This is a genomic window from Streptomyces sp. NPDC054849 (genome assembly GCF_053610945.1).
Window position 1 is genome coordinate 74722 of the sequence record NZ_JBSGZI010000014.1, and the last position, 16085, is coordinate 90806.

At 73.3% G+C, this 16085-nt stretch carries 13 protein-coding genes; 7 read left to right on the plus strand and 6 right to left on the minus strand.

The features are described from left to right. Positions 1 to 40: 40 nt before the first annotated feature. From ACWGIF_RS09340 to ACWGIF_RS09360, 5 genes are all read right to left on the minus strand, one after another. On the minus strand, positions 41 to 1090 hold the full coding sequence (locus ACWGIF_RS09340; RefSeq protein WP_453493420.1) for an ABC transporter permease subunit: 1050 nt from the start codon (positions 1088 to 1090) through the stop codon (positions 41 to 43). Beyond that, a complete protein-coding gene (locus ACWGIF_RS09345) occupies positions 1087 to 1917 on the minus strand; it encodes an ABC transporter ATP-binding protein (RefSeq protein WP_453493423.1) in 831 nt (276 codons plus the stop codon). Before ACWGIF_RS09345 ends, ACWGIF_RS09340 begins: the two co-directional genes overlap by 4 nt. A gap of 8 nt (positions 1918 to 1925) precedes the next feature. After that, positions 1926 to 2960 carry an ABC transporter substrate-binding protein gene (locus ACWGIF_RS09350; protein WP_453493426.1) on the minus strand — a complete coding sequence of 345 codons (1035 nt, stop codon included), beginning with the start codon at positions 2958 to 2960 and terminating at the stop codon, positions 1926 to 1928. Positions 2961 to 3033: 73 nt separating this feature from the next. Next, positions 3034 to 3591 carry an NADPH-dependent FMN reductase gene (gene ssuE, locus ACWGIF_RS09355; protein WP_453493429.1) on the minus strand — a complete coding sequence of 186 codons (558 nt, stop codon included), beginning with the start codon at positions 3589 to 3591 and terminating at the stop codon, positions 3034 to 3036. 251 nt (positions 3592 to 3842) lie between these two features. Beyond that, positions 3843 to 4778 (minus strand): TauD/TfdA dioxygenase family protein, encoded by a 936-nt coding sequence (locus tag ACWGIF_RS09360; protein ID WP_453493432.1) that lies wholly within the window; start codon positions 4776 to 4778, stop codon positions 3843 to 3845. A gap of 1112 nt (positions 4779 to 5890) precedes the next feature. On the opposite strand from ACWGIF_RS09360, the gene ACWGIF_RS09365 reads away from it, so the two are divergent. The 4 genes from ACWGIF_RS09365 to meaB all read left to right on the plus strand — a co-directional run bounded on the left by ACWGIF_RS09365 (position 5891) and on the right by meaB (position 11213). Then, a complete protein-coding gene (locus tag ACWGIF_RS09365) occupies positions 5891 to 6112 on the plus strand; it encodes a hypothetical protein (RefSeq protein WP_453493435.1) in 222 nt (73 codons plus the stop codon). Positions 6113 to 6173: 61 nt separating this feature from the next. After that, on the plus strand, positions 6174 to 8039 hold the full coding sequence (locus tag ACWGIF_RS09370; protein WP_453493438.1) for a methylmalonyl-CoA mutase family protein: 1866 nt from the start codon (positions 6174 to 6176) through the stop codon (positions 8037 to 8039). Beyond that, entirely contained in the window at positions 8036 to 10219 is a 2184-nt protein-coding gene (gene scpA, locus ACWGIF_RS09375; RefSeq protein ID WP_453493441.1) for a methylmalonyl-CoA mutase, read from the plus strand. Before ACWGIF_RS09370 ends, scpA begins: the two co-directional genes overlap by 4 nt. A 10-nt stretch (positions 10220 to 10229) precedes the next feature. Then, the gene (meaB, locus tag ACWGIF_RS09380) at positions 10230 to 11213 is read left to right on the plus strand and encodes a methylmalonyl Co-A mutase-associated GTPase MeaB (protein ID WP_453493444.1); all 984 of its coding nucleotides are present in this window, start codon (positions 10230 to 10232) and stop codon (positions 11211 to 11213) included. An 87-nt stretch (positions 11214 to 11300) separates the two neighbouring features. On the opposite strand, the gene ACWGIF_RS09385 is transcribed toward meaB, so the two are convergent. After that, a complete protein-coding gene (locus ACWGIF_RS09385; protein ID WP_453493447.1) occupies positions 11301 to 12302 on the minus strand; it encodes an asparaginase in 1002 nt (333 codons plus the stop codon). Between the two features lie 127 nt (positions 12303 to 12429). Between ACWGIF_RS09385 and ACWGIF_RS09390 the strand changes: the two genes are divergently transcribed. The 3 genes from ACWGIF_RS09390 (at position 12430) to ACWGIF_RS09400 (ending at position 16081) form a co-directional block, all read left to right on the plus strand. After that, positions 12430 to 12885, plus strand: a complete 456-nt coding sequence (locus tag ACWGIF_RS09390; protein ID WP_355409708.1) for an Lrp/AsnC family transcriptional regulator — start codon at positions 12430 to 12432, stop codon at positions 12883 to 12885. A 56-nt stretch (positions 12886 to 12941) separates the two neighbouring features. Beyond that, positions 12942 to 15038 (plus strand): protein kinase domain-containing protein, encoded by a 2097-nt coding sequence (locus tag ACWGIF_RS09395; protein WP_453493451.1) that lies wholly within the window; start codon positions 12942 to 12944, stop codon positions 15036 to 15038. A 107-nt stretch (positions 15039 to 15145) separates the two neighbouring features. After that, positions 15146 to 16081: a serine/threonine protein kinase gene (locus tag ACWGIF_RS09400; protein ID WP_453493454.1), complete on the plus strand. Its 936-nt coding sequence runs from the start codon at positions 15146 to 15148 to the stop codon at positions 16079 to 16081. Positions 16082 to 16085 lie beyond the last annotated feature (4 nt).

Below are 16085 nucleotides of genomic sequence, written 5' to 3' on the forward strand. Positions count from 1 at the left end.
TGGTCAGGGGTGTGCGGGGTGAGGGGTGCCGGTAGCGGCCTCAGGCCGGGACGCGCCAGGTGCTCAGGCGGCGTTCGAGCGTGACCAGCAGCTGGTTGAAGGCCACGCCGATGGCGGAGATGGTGACGATGCCCGCGTACATCTGCGGGATCGCGAAGTTGAACTGCGAGGCGTTGATCAGGTAGCCGAGGCCCGCCTTGGCGCCGATCATCTCGGCGGCCACCAGGACGAGGATGGAGACCGCTCCGGCCAGCCGGATTCCGGTGAAGATCGCCGGTACCGAGGACGGCAGGATGACCTTCTGGAAGAGCCTCGGGGTGGACAGGTCCATCGAGCGGGCCAGTCTGACGAGGGTGGGGTCGGCGTTGCCGACGGCGCTGATGGTGTTCAGCAGGATCGGCCACAGGCAGGCGTAGACGACGATCGAGACCTTCGAGGCCTCGCCGATCCCGAGCAGCAGCACGAAGACCGGCAGCAGGGCGAGCGCCGCCGTGTTGCGGAAGACCTCCAGCAGCGGGCCGAGCAGCGCGGCGACCGGCCGGTACCAGCCGATGAGCAGGCCGAGCGGGACCGCGACGGCGACGGCGATGCCGAAGCCGCCGAGGGAACGGGCGAGGCTGGCCCCCGTGTGGCGGCCGAGCTGGCCGTTGCCCAGCAGCTCCCACCAGGCCACGGCGACCTCGCTGACCGGTGGCAGGAAGGTGGCGTCGACCAGGCCCAGCCGGGGTGCGGTCTCCCAGAGCGTGAGCAGGGCGAGGACGGCCGCCGAGCGCAGGGCGCTCGCGCGCAGCCACCGCCCCAGTGCCTGGGCGGGACGCCGGGCCGGGCGCGGGCCCGGGCGCGGCGCCCGGCGGGCAGGCACACGCCCCGGATCCGCGGGGGCCGGATCCGCGGGAACCGGGTCCGCGGGAACCGCGGGGGCCGGCCGTTCGGCCTCCGAGGCGGCGGGCGGGGTCGCCTCGCCCGCGGTCGCCGGCGCCGCCGGGCGCGCGGAGCCGCGTACGTCCTCATCCTGCTCGGACGGGGCAGCGTCCGTCGCGGTCGCGGTGGCGGTGGCGGTGGCGGTGGTGGTGGTGCTGTGCGCGGTCATACGGTGGCCTCCTCCTTCTCCAATTGCTGAGCGCGGGCCACCTCGTCGTGGAGCAGCGTCCAGATCTCGTGGCGGTAGCGGGCGAACTCCGGGCTGGAGCGCAGGTCCTCGCCCTGGAAACCCGCGCCGCGGGCGCCGAACGAGACCTGGACGATCTCCTTGACGCGGCCGGGTCGGGAGGTCATGACGGCCACCTTCTGGCCGAGGTAGACCGCCTCCTCGATGCCGTGCGTGATGAAGACGACGGTCTTCCCCGTGCGCTGCCAGATGCGCCGCAGCTCGTCCTGGAGGGACTCGCGGGTCTGCGCGTCGAGCGCCGCGAACGGCTCGTCCATCAGCAGCACATCCGGGTCGTAGGCCAGCGAGCGGGCGATCGCGACGCGCTGGCGCATCCCGCCGGAGAGTTCGTGCGGGTGCCGGTCCTCGAAGCCGGTGAGGCCGACGAGGTCCAGGAACTCCCGGGCCCGGTCCGCCCGTCGGCGCCTCGGGACACCGGTGGCCTCCAGGCCGAATTCGACGTTTCCGAGCGCCGTCCGCCACGGCAGCAGGGCGTACTGCTGGAAGACGATGCCCCGGTCCAGGCCCGGCCCGGTGACGGGTTTCCCGTCGAGCAGGATCCGCCCGGACGTCGGCCGGGACAGTCCGCCGAGCAGGTCCAGGAGGGTGGACTTGCCGCAGCCGCTGGGGCCCACCACGACGACGAACTCCCCCGCCCCGATCTCCAGGTCGATGCCGTCGAGGGCGGTGAACCCCTCCGCGCTCCCCTTCCTGCTCCTTCGCTTCGCCGGGAAGGTCTTCGTCACTCCCTCGAACACGATCTTCGCCATGGCGGCCGTCACCCCTTTCCGTGGTCGTTGAACTCGTTGGTGTAGAGGTCGGCCGCCTTGAGCCGGCTCTCCTTGATGTCGCCGCGCTCCCCGAGCCAGTCCAGCCAGACCTGGAACTCCTTGTCGGAGATCCGGCCGCCGGTCTCGGCGACGCCGTACGAGCGCCAGTACTTGAGGGTGGAGGTGTCCTCGTTGCGGCCGCGCCGGGTGACGATGTCCGACATCCGCGCGATGACCTGGTCGTGCGGAGTGGCGCGGGACCACTCGACGGCCTTGGCCACTCCGGTGACGAAGGTCCGGACCGTGTCGGGGTTCGCCTTGATGAAGCGCTCGGTCATCACGTAGCTGCCGGCACTGAACGCGCCGAGCAGCTCGAAGTCGGTGAAGAGCGGGCGGATGCCCCCTGCGGCGAGGGCCTTGTCGCGCAGCACCCCGCCTAGCACGGCGACCTCGATCTGCTTCTGCCTGAGGGCCTGTTCGGTGTTGACCGGCGGGACCACCAGGGACTCGACCTTGGCCGCCTCCGCCTTCGACAGCCCGCTGCGGCGCAGGTATATCTCCAGCATGGCCTGGGCGTGTGCGCCCAGGGTGTTCATGCCGACCTTCTTGCCGATCAGGTCCCGGGCGGTCCGGATGGGGCTGTCCTCCAGCACGTAGTAGCCGCTGTAGGAGTGCTTGTCCGAGCCGTAGTAGGAGATGACGGCCTTGATCGGGGCCTTGCTCGCGGCCAGTTTGACCACGGCGCCGTTGAACGCGCCGCCGAAGTCGGTCTGGCCGGTGGCAGCCGACTGGATGTCCTGCGGGCCGCTGATGGTGTTGCCGATCCACTCCAGCTTGAGGTCTCCGAGATAGCCGAGGTCGGCGGCGAGTTCGGGGAGTGTGACCGCTCCGACCGCTCCCTGGTACTTCAGGGACGTGACCTGCGCGCCGGACCGGCCGCCGTTGGCGGTGGCCGTGCCGCAGCTGACCGCGGCCGCCGAGATGCCGAGCAGGGCGAGGAACTGGCGCCTGGAGGTGGTGGTCGAGGTGAAGGCTGCGGGCATGACGGGTCCTTGTCGGTCCGGTGTGCGGGATGCGGGGTGGCGGCCCCGGCTGGGCTATGGCGTGGCGGCCGGGTTACGGGGTGGCGGTGAGTGCGGCGGCGGGCGTCGAGCTCAGGGCCTCGGCGAATTCGTCGACGGCCTGGAAGAGGTCCAGCTCCACCTCGGGCCGCAGCCGGTCGGGGCCCGATCCGCGTTCGACGGTGGAGTCCAGGACGAACCGTCCGGCGGTGACGTGCCGGGCGCCGAGGGCGGTGAGCACCGGGCGCAGGGCGTAGTCGATGGTCAGGACGTGGGCGAGGCTGCCGCCCGTGACCAGGGGCAGCACCGCCTTGCCGGCGAGGCCGTCCTGCGGGAGCAGGTCGAGGAAGGCCTTGAGCAGGCCGGTGTACGAGGCCTTGTAGACCGGGGTCGCGATGACCAGGCCGTCGGCGTCGGCGACGGCTTCGAGCGCCCGGCGGATCTCGGGCTCGCCGCGCCGGGCGGCGAGCAGGTCGGCGGCGGGGAGGTCGCGCACGGCGAGCCGCGTGGTCTCGAAGCCGGAGTGGGACAGGCGGCGCAGGGCGTGGTCGGCGACGACGGCGGTACGGGAGTGGGCGGAGGGGCTGCCGGTGATGGCGAGCAAGCGGGGCACGGGGGCTCCTTGGGTGTCGTACGGGGAGCAAGGCGATCGGATGGGCTGAGGGACGGCGGCGGGACAGGCGGGACGGACGGGGCCGGCAGGACCGGGCCGGCAGGACGGGGCCGGCAGCGGGCCGGCAGCGGGCCGGCAACCCGGACGGTCGCGGCGCGACTGTCGCCTGGGCCAAGCGGGGAGGGCGCGGCAGCTCGGGCCGAGGCGGGCCGGGCCGAGGCGGTCATGCCACGGCGGTCATGCCACGGCGGTCATGCCACGGCGGATGCGCCCGAGGCGATGCCGAAGGCGGGGTCCGGGACGCTCTCCGGGCTGAGCAGCCGGGAGGGCTCGCCGTCGGGGCCGACCGGGACCTCGCCGTCGACGGTGACGCGGCGCAGCGTGCGCTCGTGGTCGTCGGAGTCGTCGACGCCGTAGTGCTGGGTGGCGCGGTTGTCCCAGATCGCGACGTCGCCGGCCCGCCACTGCCAGCGGACGGTGTTCTCGGGGCTCTCGATGTGCGCCTGGAAGAGGTCCTGGAGGACGCGGGAGTCACGGCCGGTGAATCCGTTGATGCGCTCCACGAAGTTGCCGAGCAGCAGGGTGCGCTCACCGGTCTCGGGGTGGACGCGGACCACCGGGTGCTCGGTGCGGAACGTGGTGGAGGTGAAGACGTCTCGATACTGGGCCAGGGCCTCGGGCAGGGCGTCCGGCTTGAGGGCGGCGTAGTCGTACTCGTTGGTGTGTACGGCGCGCAGGCCGTCGGCGAGGACCCGCAGCGGCTCCGGGAGGTGGCCGTAGGCCGTGGCGGTGTTGGCCCACAGGGTGTTGCCGCCGTACGGCGGGATGGTCACCGCGCGGAGGATGGAGAAGGCCGGGTAGGCGGGGACGAAGGTGACGTCGGTGTGCCACTGGTTGGCGCGGGCGCCGTGGTGGGAGTCGATGCCGAGGGCGTAGCGGCCGTCGGCGGAGGGAACGGTGGGGTGGGCGACCGGGGCGCCGAGCAGCTCGGCGAAGGCCTCGTGTCCGTCCTCGTCGAGGTGGTCCTGGCCGCGGAAGAAGACGACCTTGTGGGCGAGGAGCGCGGCCCGGATCTCGGCGACGGTGGCTTCGGACAGGTCACCTCCGAGGCGTACGCCGCCGATCTCGGCGCCGATGCGGCCGCCGATCTTGCTGACGGTGACGGTGGTGTGGGTGGCAGTGGCCATGAGGACTCCCTGTTCAGCGCGGCGGGCAGGTGATTTCCGCAGCGGAGGAAATAGAGCTACGAGGACGACGTGGTCGTGGGGGTTCCACGAAGGGGCCGCATGGGGGCATGCGGGCATGCGGGTGAGGTGTGGCGACGCACGACGCGAAACGAGTACGGGTACGGGGAGGAGTACGAGTACGGAGGTACGGGCACGGGTGCTGATCCGGCCAGGGGCCACCCGTACGGGCACGGGTGCCACACGGCAGGGCGGCGGCAGGGTTCCCGAACCGGGAACGGCCCTCGGGCCGGGGCGCGCTCCCCGGGGCGGCCGCGGTCTCAACGGACGGCGGGCGCCGGGGGCCGCGGGGCGGCCGGGGTCAGACCCGGCGCGGGGCCGGACAGCGGCCCGGACACCCGCCCGGCGCGGTACAGAGGCCGGTGGTGTGGAGCCGCGGGACGAGGAGTTCGTTCGCGGTCATGGGCTGGAGCCTGGCAGCGCTCCCGCCCTCGGTCAACCCCCGTCCGCCCCCACCCGAAGTCCGGTGGCGGAAACCTCCGAGCGTCCCGGCACACCCGCCGCGACCTGGCCTTTCCCCGTCCGGCGTACGGCACACCGGGCCACTTCGGCGGCCGAAAACCGTGGCCTGATTTCACGGTCCCGCAATGCGGCCGCCACGCCCCGGCAGCGCCCGGGCCGCGGCGAGGGCCGAACCCGCGGCTCCGGGCATGATCCATCGGAGGGCGCCTCCCGCCCCGAGACCGCATGGCCCGCGCCGAGCGCTTCTGCCGCCACCGCGGCACCGGGTGGTGCACGACGACGCCCTCGCCGGGACGGTGGTCGACGCCGCGTTCGGCATGGAGCGGACCGTGCAACCAGGGGCCGGGCTCGGCCGCCGGTGACGTGGCGCACCTGCCGGTGCCCGGATCAGCGGCGCCCCGCGCCTGGGGGGCGTACCGGCTGCCTCCAGGCGGCCGCCTTCGACCGCGCGCCGGCGCCGTGGCGGTGCGCCGGGGCATCGTGCCCGAGCCGTCCGACGACCTGCCGGCGGACGCGGCCGCCACCGGCGCTCCGCGGGCCGGCCGGCCGCTGTGGAGCGCGCCCGCGCCGTGGGCCGCGCGGCGGCCCTTCTGTTGGATGTCTTCAATCCGGTGGTCATGGTCGTGGCGGAGCCGTCGAGCATCCTGCACGCGGGATGCCCGGAGGAGATCCGGGGCGCCGCGACGGCGCTCTCGCACGTCTGTGACGACCCCGAGCGGAACGTCCCGCCGCACGCCGGCCCCGCCGTGCTTCCGCAGGCGGCGGCAACGGTGCTGCTCAGCCGGGTGTTCCGGGATCCCTTCGGCACGCTGTGAGAGGGGGAGATCACACCCAGCGGTATGGTGCCACCTGAGCGCCCTCCCCTACATTCGAGCCATGACGGTCCTGCCTGACGACGGGCTCTCCCTGGCCGCCGAGTTCCCTGACGCGACGCATGAGCAGTGGCAGCGCCTTGTAGAGGGCGTACTGCGCAAGTCGGGCAAGGAAGCTTCCGGCGAGGCCGCTGAAGAAGCGTTGTCCACCCCACTCGAGGACGGGCTCACCACCCGCCCGCTGTACACCGCGCCGCCCGACGAGGCGGCTCCCGACACCGGTTTCCCCGGCTTCGCCCCGTTCGTACGCGGTGGCAGGCCGGAAGGCACCACCGCGAACGGCTGGGACGTGCGCCAGCGCCTCGCCGGCACCGATCCGGCGCGCCTGAACGAGGCGGCCCTCGCCGACCTGGAGAACGGGGTCACCTCCCTCTGGCTCACGGTGGGCCGGGGCGGCCTCCCGGTCGAGGGCCTCGCCCGGGCGCTGGACGGGGTCTACCTGGACCTCGCGCCGATCACCCTGGACGCCGGAGCCGAATACGCCGAAGCCGCCCACGGGTTGCTGCGCCTGTTCACCGACAGGGCGGTGGCCCCCGAGGCCGCGCGGGCCTCGCTGGGCGCCGACCCCCTGGGCCACGAGGCCCGGACCGGCGAGGCGCTGGACCCTGCCGACGCGGTGGAACTGGCCCGGGAGGCCGCCGCCGGCTGGCCGGGGGTGCGCGCCCTGACCGTGGACGCGCTGCCGTACCACGAGGCCGGCGGCAGCGCCGCCGAGGAGCTGGGCCTGTCCCTGGCCACCGGTGTCGCCTACCTGCGCGCCCTCACCGAGGGCGGCCTGAGCACGGAAGCGGCACTCGGGCAGCTGGAGTTCCGCTACGCCGCCACCGCGGACCAGTTCCTCACCATCGCCAAGCTGCGCGCAGCGCGCCGGCTGTGGGCCCGTGTCGCCGAGGCCTCGGGGGCCCCGGAGGCGGGCGCCCAGCTGCAGCACGCGGTGACCTCGCCGGTCATGATGACCCGCCGCGACCCCTGGGTGAACATGCTGCGCACCACCGTGGCCTGCATGGCCGCGGGTGTGGGCGGGGCGGACTCGGTCACCGTGCTCCCCTTCGACCACGAGCTGGGCCTGCCGGACGCCTTCGCACGCCGGATCGCCCGCAACACCTCCACCATCCTGCTGGAGGAGTCGCACCTGGCCCGGGTGATCGACCCGGCCGGCGGCTCGTACTACGTCGAGCGCCTCACCGACGAACTCGCCCACGCCGCCTGGGGCTTCTTCCAGACCCTGGAGAAGGCCGGCGGCCAGGCCGCCGCCCTGCGTTCCGGGCTGGTGGCCGAGCGGCTCGCCTCCACCTGGGCCGCGCGCTCCAAGAAGCTGGCCAAGCGCCGCGAACCGATCACCGGCGTGAGCGAGTTCCCGCTGCTGTCGGAGAAGCCGGTCGTACGCGAGCCCGCGCCCGCCGGACCCACCGGGGGGCTGCCCCGCGTCCGGCGCGACGAGGCGTACGAGGCCCTGCGCGCCCGCAGCGACGCGCATCTGGCGGCGACCGGCAGCCGGCCGAGGATCTTCCTCGCCGCGCTCGGACCGGCGGCCGCGCACACCGCGCGGGCCACCTTCGCCTCGAACCTGTTCCAGGCGGGCGGCATCACGCCCGTGCACGATCCCGTGTCCGTGAACCCGGCGACGGCCGCCGAGGCCTACGCCGCGAGCGGCGCGGACGGCATGGCCGTGCTCTGCTCCAGCGACGCGCTGTACGAGGAGCAGGCCGCGGCGGTGACCGAGGCGCTGCGCGCGGCGGGCGCCACGACCGTCTTCCTCGCCGGCCGGCCGGGCACCGCAGAGGCTTCCGTGGACGAGTACGTCTTCGCCGGCTGTGACGCCGTCGCCGTGCTGTCCTCCGTACTCGACCGGATGGGAGTGCCGTCTTGAGCATCCCCGATTTCTCCGAGCTGGCGCTCGGCTCCTCCTCCGCCGGAGCCTCCGAGGACCAGTGGCGCGCCTCGGTGAAGGAGTCCACCGGCACCGCGGCCGCCGACCTGCTGTGGGAGACCCCCGAGGGCATCGGCGTCAAGCCGCTCTACACCGGACGGGACCTGGAGGGTCTGGACTTCCTCCAGACGTACCCGGGCGTGGCGCCTTACCTGCGCGGCCCCTACCCGACGATGTACGTGAACCAGCCCTGGACGATCCGGCAGTACGCCGGCTTCTCCACGGCCGAGGAGTCGAACGCCTTCTACCGGCGCAATCTGGCGTCCGGCCAGAAGGGCCTGTCCGTGGCCTTCGACCTGCCGACGCACCGCGGCTACGACAGCGACCACCCGCGCGTGACCGGCGACGTCGGCATGGCGGGCGTGGCCATCGACTCGATCTACGACATGCGGCAGCTGTTCGACGGGATCCCGCTGGACAAGATGTCGGTGTCGATGACGATGAACGGCGCGGTGCTGCCGGTCCTCGCGCTCTACATCGTGGCGGCCGAGGAGCAGGGCGTCTCCCCCGACAAGCTCGCCGGGACCATCCAGAACGACATCCTCAAAGAGTTCATGGTCCGCAACACCTACATCTACCCGCCCAAGCCCTCGATGCGGATCATCTCCGACATCTTCGCGTTCACCTCGCAGAAGATGCCTCGGTACAACTCGATCTCCATCTCCGGCTACCACATCCAGGAGGCCGGGGCCACGGCCGACCTGGAGCTGGCGTACACGCTCGCGGACGGCGTGGAGTACCTGCGCGCCGGGCAGGCCGTCGGGCTGGACGTGGACGCCTTCGCGCCGCGCCTGTCGTTCTTCTGGGCGATCGGCATGAACTTCTTCATGGAGGTCGCGAAGCTGCGCGCCGCCCGCCTGCTGTGGGCGCGCCTGGTCAAGCAGTTCGACCCGAAGAACGCCAAGTCGCTCTCGCTGCGCACCCATTCGCAGACCTCCGGCTGGTCGCTGACCGCGCAGGACGTCTTCAACAACGTGACGCGCACGTGCATCGAGGCGATGGCCGCGACCCAGGGCCACACCCAGTCGCTGCACACCAACGCCCTCGACGAGGCGCTCGCACTGCCGACGGACTTCTCGGCGCGCATCGCCCGCAACACCCAGCTGCTGCTGCAGCAGGAGTCGGGGACCTGCCGGTCGATCGACCCGTGGGGCGGCAGTGCGTACGTCGAGAAGCTGACGTACGACCTGGCGCGCCGCGCCTGGCAGCACATCGAGGAGGTCGAGGCGGCCGGCGGCATGGCGCAGGCCATCGACGCGGGCATCCCGAAGCTGCGCGTGGAGGAGGCCGCGGCGCGTACGCAGGCGCGGATCGACTCCGGCCGGCAGCCGGTGATCGGCGTCAACAAGTACCGCGTGGAGAACGACGAGGCCATCGACGTCCTGAAGGTCGACAACTCCTCGGTGCGCTCCCAGCAGATCGCCAAGCTGCGGCGGCTGCGCGAGGAGCGCGACGAGGCGCTCACCCAGGACACGCTGCGGGCGCTGACGAACGCGGCCGAGCGGGGCGACGGCAATCTGCTGGCGCTGGCTGTGGAGGCGGCGCGCGCCAAGGCGACGGTGGGTGAGATCTCGGACGCACTGGAGAAGGTGTACGGGCGGCACGCGAGCCAGATCCGTACGATCTCGGGTGTGTACCGCACCGAAGCAGGCGAGTCCCCGTCCGTGGAGCGCACCCGCGCCCTCGTCGACCGGTTCGAGGAGGCGGAGGGCCGCCGTCCGCGCATCCTGGTCGCCAAGATGGGCCAGGACGGCCACGACCGCGGCCAGAAGGTGATCGCGACCGCCTTCGCCGACCTGGGCTTCGACGTGGACGTCGGCCCGCTGTTCCAGACCCCGGCGGAGGTGGCCCGCCAGGCCGTCGAGGCGGACGTCCACGTGGTGGGCGTCTCGTCGCTGGCCGCCGGTCACCTGACCCTCGTACCGGCGCTGCGCGAGCAGTTGGCGGAGGAGGGCCGTGAGGACATCATGATCGTGGTGGGCGGTGTCATCCCGCCGGCCGACGTCCCCACGCTGCTGGAGATGGGCGCGACGGCGGTGTTCCCGCCCGGAACGGTCATCCCGGACGCGGCCCACGACCTGGTGACGCGGCTCGCCGCGGATCTGGGCCACGAGCTGTAGGCGGCCGCCGGTGCCGAAGATCGACATCGAGGCCTACGCGAAGGGGGTACTCGACGGGAAGCGCGCGTTCATCGCGCGCGCGATCACCCTGGTCGAGTCCACCCTGCCCGCTCACCGGGTACTGGCGCAGGGCCTCTTGACGGAGCTGCTGCCGCACTCGGGCCGGGCCCGCCGGATCGGCATCAGCGGGGTGCCGGGGGTGGGCAAGTCCACCTTCATCGACGCGTTCGGCACGATGCTGACGGGGCTCGGCCACCGGGTGGCGGTGCTCGCGGTGGACCCCTCGTCCACGCGCACGGGCGGCTCCATCCTGGGTGACAAGACCCGGATGGAGCGCCTGTCGGTGGACCCGGCGGCCTTCGTGCGCCCGTCCCCCTCCGCGGGAACGCTGGGCGGGGTCGCCAAGGCCACCCGCGAGTCGGTGATCGTGATGGAGGCGGCGGGCTACGACGTGGTCCTCGTCGAGACGGTCGGCGTGGGCCAGTCGGAGACCACGGTGGCGGGCATGGTCGACTCCTTCCTGCTGCTCTCCCTGGCCCGTACGGGCGACCAGTTGCAGGGCATCAAGAAGGGCGTCCTGGAGCTGGCCGACGTCCTGGCGGTGAACAAGGCGGACGGCCCGCACGAGCGCGACGCGAAGGCCGCGGCCCGGGAACTGTCGGGCGCTCTGCGGCTGATGCACCCGGTGGACGCGGCGTGGACGCCGCCGGTCCTGACGTGCAGCGCGCGGGAGTCGGCGGGGCTGGACGAGGTCTGGAACCGCCTCGAACAGCACCGGACCCTGCTGGAGGCGGGGGGCCGGCTGACGGCGAAACGGGCGGCGCAGCAGGTGGAGTGGACCTGGTCGATGGTCCGCGACGAGCTGCTGGAGCGGCTGCGCGCGGACCCGGCCGTACGGGGTCTCACGCCGGAGCTGGAGGCGTCGGTCCGGGCGGGCACGCTCACCCCGACCTCGGCGGCGGACCGCATACTGGCGGCGTTCGGGAACCGATGAGGGGACGGCGCCCGCAGGGTCGCGGGCGGCGTCCGGTCACTCACACGGCCGCGATACCAGGGGGTGCCGCTCCTGTTCGCGGAAGCGCTACGCCTCGACCAGCACCGAGCCCGTCGAGGTCAGCGACTCGCGCAGGATACGGAGTTGCTCGACCTCGTTGTCCGTGGCCAGCAGGGCGGACAGGACCGCGATACGGGCCTGTCCGGCGCGCAGCGTGCCGGTCGGGACGGCTCCGGCGGCGACCAGGTCGACCGCGCCTCCGTGCGTGTATATCTCTGTCACCGGACCGGCCATGACCCGGGTGCTCAGCGCCACCAGCACGCCCCGCCCGACGGCGGCCTTGACCGCGTCCACGATCTCCGGGGTGGCGTTGCCCGCGCCGGTGCCGACGAGGACGATGCCGCGCGCGCCGGCCTGGACGGCTGCGTTGAGCAGGACCGGGTCGCCGTCGGTGTGGTGCATCACCACGTCGACGCGCGGCGGGAGTTCCGGCATCGCCGGCAGCGGGAGCGGCGCGGGGCGCTGCGGGGTGCGCAGGATGGTGACCTTGCCGAAGCCGATCTTCCCGAACAGTTCCTTCGAGGGGTCCGCGAACGCGTCCAGCGCGACGGCCTGCGTCTTGACGGTGCCGCGCGCGGCGTGCACCCGGCCCGCGAAGGTGATCAGCACGCCGAGCCCGCGCGTGTTCGCGGCGGTGAGCAGCGCGTCGTAGAGGTTCTCCGGCCCGTCGCCGTCGGCGGTGCCCATGGGCCGCTGCGAACCGGTGAAGACGACGGAGCGCGGGTCGTGGTGGTGGAGGTCGACGAGGAACGCCGACTCCTCCAGGGTGTCGGTGCCGTGCGTGACGACGATGCCGTCGACGCCGGGGTCGGCGAGCACCTCGTGCACGGTGCGCAGCAGGGTGAGCTGGTGGGCGGTGGTGAGCCGGGGACTGTTGACGCTGAACAGGTCCACGACCTCGACGGTGATGCCCTCGGGCAGCGGCGCGGTCGCGATGACCTCGCTCCCGTCGGCGTCCGCGGCGAAGCCGGAGCCCTGCCAGCGGCTGGCTATCGTGCCGCCGGTGCTGATGACGACGATCCGTCCCATGGGTCCTGGCCACCTTTCACTCTGCTCGTACATATGTACCTAAAGCAGCAATGATAGAGCGATTTATGCGCAATGTGATTGCGTCTTCCACTCAAGCCGCCGCATGCCCGTGGGTGATAATTGCGTCATGGACGCCATCGACCGCGAAATCTTGCGCGAGCTGCAGGCCGACGGCCGCCTCAGCAACCAGGAGCTCGCCCAGCGGGTGGGTCTGACCCCGTCCCCCTGTATGCGCCGGGTGCGCCAGCTGGAACAGGACGGGGTGATCCAGGGCTACCGCGCCGTGATCTCCCCCGAGGCGGTCGGCCGCGGCTTCGAAGTGCTCGTGTCGGTCGAGGTGCGACGCGACCGGGAGGCGGTCGAGGCGTTCGAGGCGGCCCTCCAGGACATCCCCGACGTCGTCGAGGCCTACCGGCTCTTCGGCAGCCCAGGCTGCCTGCTGCGGATCGCCGTCGCGGACCTGCGGGCGTACGAGCGCCTGTGGATCGAGAAGCTGACGGCCCTCTCCGGCGTCACCGAGGTCAACTCGCAGATCATCATGAAGCGCATCAAGGAACCGACGGGCCTGCCCGTCGAGCGCTGACGCACCGCCCCGAAAGCGGGCCCGAAAACGGGCCCGGACCACAGGAAGCAGCACCCATGAAACCCCTCGGCGCCGGTGACCCCATCCGGCTCGGCCCGTACCGTGTCCTCGGCGTCCTCGGCGAAGGCGGTATGGGCAAGGTGTACTTCGGCCGGGACGACAGCGGCCGCACTGCGGCCGTCAAGGTGCTGCTGCCGGAGCTTGCACACGACCCGCACCTCGCCCAGCGCTTCCTGCGCGAGGCCCACACCGCACGGGCGGTCACCGGCGACGGCGTCGCCCGGGTCCTGGACGCGCGGACCGAGGACACCCACAACCGGCCCTGGATCGCCACCGAGTTCCTGTCCGGGCCCACCCTCGACGACGCCGTCCGTCTGCACGGGCCGTTCGGCCCCGACGGCGTCCGCGCGCTCGCCGCCTCGCTCGCCACCACCTTGCGGGACATCCACGCGGCGGGGCTGGTGCACCGCGACCTGAAGCCGGCGAACATCGTGCTCACCTCCGCGGGGCCGCGCGTCATCGACTTCGGCATTGCGCGCCCCGAGCACGGGCTGACGCTCACCACCACCGGCCAGGTGCCGGTCACCCCCGGGTACGGCGCTCCGGAGCAGGTGCTCGGCCTGCGTGTCGGGCCGGCCGCGGACATCTTCTCGCTGGGCGCGGTGCTGGCGTACGCGGCCACGGGGCAGCGTACCTTCGACGGTACGCACGTGGCCGCCGTGCAGTACGAGGTGGTGCACGGGCTGCCGCGACTCGACGCCGTGCCCGCCGAGTTGCGGCCGCTGATCGCACCCTGCCTCGCCAAGGACCCGTCGCACCGCCCGACCCCCGAGCAGATCGCGGGCGCGTTCGCCCCGCCGCCGGGAGCGGACCGGGTCTGGCGTACGGGGCCGCTGGCAAAGGACATCGAGCAGCGGGGATCCGAGGCCGCCCGGCACGCCACAGCCACCACGCGGGCCACCGGGGACGGACCCTCGCGCCGTCGGCTGCTGCGCACCGGGCTGGTGGCCGGGGGCGCGCTCGCCGCCTCCGGCGGGACCGCGGGCGCGTGGTGGCTGCTGCGCGAGGAGCCGCGCAGGATCCCTCCGGCCGGACAGGCCCGGGACGCCGAGCCGCTGTCGATACTCGTCGGGAGGCACGGGACGCCTCCGGGTGAGCTGTGGGGTCCGCTGCCCGTGGCGGCGGGACCCGTCGACGGCGTGGTCACCACCCCGCTGCCGGTACTCGACGTGGTCGTCTTCGCGGCCGCCGGCGGCGGCCTGGCGGCGCGCCTGACGACCGACGGCAAGGAGAAGTGGCGGCTGCCCGACGTCCGGGCGGAGGCCGGACTCGTGGGGCTGCCCGGGAACCGGTTCGTCACCGCGGGCTCCGGCGGGGCGCTGCTCTGCTTCGAAGCCTCCACCAGCAGGCAGGAATGGTCGGTGGCGGGCGCCGACACCGGCCGCGTCCTGGCCGCGGACGCGTCGGCGGTCTACCTGGTGACGCGCGGCGGGCAGTTGCGGGCCGTGGACACGGGCAGCCGCAAGGTCCGCTGGACGGTTCCCCTTCCGCAGGCCGCCGTACGGGCCCCCGGGCCGCGGGCTGCGGTCGGCACGGACCGGCTGGTGTTCTTCGGCGCCGACGGCGACGTCATCGCCGTCGACACCGCTTCCGGAGCCACGAGCTGGCGGGTCGTCGGCCAGGCGCGGTCCGCCGTGCAGCCGCTCGTCGTCAACGACGTCGTCTACCTCGGCGGCCGCAGCCTTTCGGCTCTGAACATCAGGACGGGCGACCAGGTGTGGAAGGGGATCACGGCCGCCGAGGCCCCGCAGCAGGGGGCCGGCGGCTGGGGCCCTGCGGTCCTCAGGAACGCCGGCGTGTTCGCGATGGACGGCACGGCGCTGACCGAGGTGAACATGGAGCTCGGCGGGCCGTTTCCGAGGGACCGCACCGCGCGGGGCCCGGTGCCGCACACTCCCCCGGTCGTGCAGGGCGGGACGGTCTGGGTCGTCCAGGGAGACGGGCAGGGCGTCTCGGCCCACTCCGTCGTCGCCGGCCGCCGGTTCTGGACCTGGTCTCCCGCATCGCGCGGCCCCTGGGGCATGGCGGGCGCCGGAAACCGCGTCTTCCTCGTCAACGACGGGAAGCTCACCGCCATGCCCACCATCGAGTGAGGCGCGCTCCCGTCCTGTTCCCGCGCCGATGCGGTTCCGCCCGGTTCGGCCGCCCCGACGGGCACCGCTTAGGCTCGGGGCCGAGCAACCGACCCGGGAGAGCCCGCATGGAACGCCTTCGTCACGACGACCCGTCGCACGTCGGGCCGTACGTGATCCTGGCCCGGCTCGATTCCGAGTCCGCCGAGCGCACCGTTCCGGACCGCCGCTACCTCGGGCGCACCGCCGACGGTGAGCGCACCGTCCTCGTCTGCGTGCCCCGGGTCGGCGCCGATCCGTCCCGGTGGGCGATCGAGGCCGAGGGCGGCCGGCGGCTGTCCGCGCCGCGGTTCCTCCGTATCGCGGAGGTGGGCGGCACGGCCGGCTTCCCCTGGTACGCGGCCCCGTACACACCTGCGCTGCCGCTGCCGGCCGTGCTGGACGCGTACGGCGGTCCGCTGCCCGAGGACACCGTCCGCAGGCTCGGCGCCGCGCTCGCGGAGGGACTGGCCGCCGCACACGCCCAAGGGGTGACGCACGCGGGACTGTCACCGGCCGCCGTGCTGGTCACCCCGGGCGGGCCGCTGCTGACCGGCTTCGGCGCCGTGCGGGCCGCGGCTCCCGACGGCACGCGGCGGGCGGGGCTGCCCGGGCTCGATCCGGGCTGCCTGGCCGTGGAGCAGGCGTCGGGGGGCCGGCCGCGGCCGCTCGGGGACGTGTTCGCTCTGGGCGCCGTGATGGCGTACGCCTCGACCGGCCACACCGTGCCCGAGCAGAGCGAACTGCCGCCGGGTCTGCGGACGCTGGTCGGATCCTGCCTGTCGTCCGACCCGGCGGTCCGGCCGCAGTCCGCGCTGGAAGTGCTGGGCGGACTCGTGTACCCGGGGGCGGGCCCCGCGCCGTCCGGGGAACCGTACGCGGGGGCCGCGACGGTCATCGACCCCGGAGCCGTTCCGCTGCCGGGCCGGGTCGTCGCCGCGCTCGCCGCCCAGTCCGCGGCGCTGCTCGCCGCAGAACTCCCCTCCCCGCAACAGCCGTTCGCCGCGGCCCAGAAGGTGCACTGACCCG